This window comes from Methylobacterium sp. 13MFTsu3.1M2 (genome assembly GCF_900112625.1).
Lineage (GTDB): Bacteria > Pseudomonadota > Alphaproteobacteria > Rhizobiales > Beijerinckiaceae > Methylobacterium.
This window is the reverse complement of the sequence record NZ_FOMM01000067.1, coordinates 1-1,484: the sequence shown is the minus strand read 5'-3', so window position 1 is coordinate 1,484 and position 1,484 is coordinate 1. Positions and strand designations below refer to the sequence as shown.

The following is a 1,484-nucleotide window of genomic DNA, read 5'->3' as shown; positions in this document are numbered from 1 at the left end:
ACTCGCAGGCGCTGTCGACCCGCCAGTCGATGGGCATCTCGGCCCTGTCGCTGGCCAACTCCGCCCAGCAGGGCGTCCTCCAGCTCCTGCGGTAAACCTCACCCTGAGCGTCTACACCACGCCCGGAGCTCGGCTCCGGGCGAACGCATTCCAAGGTATGGATAGTGGCGCCCGGCTACCTGCGATCGATTGCCGGGCGCCGAAAGCGTGCAGAAGCGGGACGGTTACAACGCTACTGCCCGGAACGTAGGGGAATCGTAGATCTGGAAGCAGCCTGCCGAGTGCAGGGCCAGAGATGCTCCAGGGCCCTATATTGAGGAACCCCAATTCATTCTGAGCCGATATCGATGACTGACCGGCGGATGGCTGCTTTCGGGATCAGCCAGACAGCTGTCCATAAAGCGGTATGGGTCGGCACCAGTCCGTTCGGTCCTGGAGCCGGTCGATCCGATCCAGCAGCCGCTCGAGCACGGACAGGGCCGGGAGGATGTCGGTCGGAGCGAGGAGCCGGGCCTGGGCCTCGGCGCGGGCAGCGTTGCCTTAGGTGAGAAACAGAAACGGGGCGCCGGTCGCGCGCAGCGGCTCCGAGGTCAGCCCGGCGACGTCGCCGACGATGAGGTCCGGCAGCTCCGCCGGCGCGATGTCGTCATACAGGTCGTGGACGGTGCAACGCCGCGCGGGGCCGAGGGAACGTGCGAGGCGCCCGGTCCGGGTCAGGTCATCAGAGATCAGCAACAGCCCGCCCAAGGCGGCCTCCGTGCGACGACGGGGCGGTGCAGCGTCCAGCTTCGATTGGCGGCCACAGTCACAGAGTGGGCGGAAACCGCTGCGCCGCGTTGGCGAGCTCCTCTGTCGCGCTCACGAAGCTTCGCAAGGCTTCGATCGTGGCCGCATCCTGCAGCCCAAGCTCATGGAGCGAGAGATCCATATCCTTGATCGGGTGCTCCAACGCGCGGCTCAGTTGGAGCAGCCTTTCGCCGCCGGCCTGGATGTACGGCGCGCGCCGAGATCCTCGCCCCGCGCGTACGCGGCAGCGAGATTTGCGTGCAGCCGGTCGGACTGGTCTGAGCCGTTCGGCCGGGCCGGGACGACGCGGATCTCGGCCGTGGCCACCCTCAGGCGGCGCGGACGGTTGCGAGGAAGCGGGCGACCTCGGCACCGAGATGCTCGGATTGCCGCGACAGCTCCGAGGCCGCCGACAGGACCTGCGAGGCCGCCGCCCCCGTCTCCTCCGACGCCTGCGCCACGCCCGCGATGTTGCCCGTCACCGCGTTCGTCCCCGCCGAGGCCTGCGCCACGTTGCGCACGATCTCCTGGGTCGCCGCGCCCTGCTCCTCGACGGCCGCCGCGATCGAGGTTGCCACGCTGTCGATCTCCCGGATCCGGCCCGTGATCCCGCCGATCGCCGTCACCGCCTGCGCGGTCACCCCCTGGACCTCGCCGATCTGACGGCTGATCTCTTCCGTCGTCTTGGCAGTCTGGTC

The 1,484-nt window shown here is 68.7% G+C and carries 2 protein-coding genes and 1 pseudogene; all 3 read right to left on the bottom strand.

Features of this window, described 5'->3' with window-relative positions:
• Positions 1–540 precede the first annotated feature (540 nt).
• Complete coding sequence (locus BM314_RS29880) at positions 541–747, bottom strand: hypothetical protein (RefSeq protein WP_244540100.1); 207 nt, start codon at positions 745–747, stop codon at positions 541–543.
• 58 nt (positions 748–805) lie between these two features.
• Positions 806–949: a hypothetical protein gene (locus BM314_RS31200; RefSeq protein ID WP_244540099.1), complete on the bottom strand. Its 144-nt coding sequence runs from the start codon at positions 947–949 to the stop codon at positions 806–808.
• Between the two features lie 166 nt (positions 950–1,115).
• Positions 1,116–1,484, bottom strand: a pseudogene (locus tag BM314_RS29870) (methyl-accepting chemotaxis protein); the annotation flags it as partial.